The organism is Alkalibacterium sp. m-11 (assembly GCF_054658155.1).
Map to the genome: position 1 here is coordinate 1 of NZ_BAAGIR010000490.1, position 256 is coordinate 256.

The window sequence follows — 256 nt, forward strand, 5'->3', positions numbered from 1 at the left end:
GAGCTAAACACCGTCACATCCCATTACTCCCCCAAACAGGCAATATTCTAAAGAAATACTTGAGTCTATACCAATTACAAAATGAAAGACCACTATTTACAAATAGTCGTGGCGAACGTCTAACCAGACAAGGGATTGGATATATACTGAATAAATATATTAATATCATTAGAGAAGAAACACCAGACAGGATTGAAACAAAAATATCTCCTCATATTTTAAGACACAGTAAAGCTACTCATTTAGTCAATGCAGG

Annotated in this window: 1 protein-coding gene; it reads left to right on the forward strand. The window is 34.8% G+C overall.

Annotated elements, in window-relative coordinates; genetic code table 11:
* A partial coding sequence (locus ACYQ2O_RS13280) for a tyrosine-type recombinase/integrase (protein WP_459796838.1) occupies positions 1-256 on the forward strand: 256 nt, incomplete at both ends.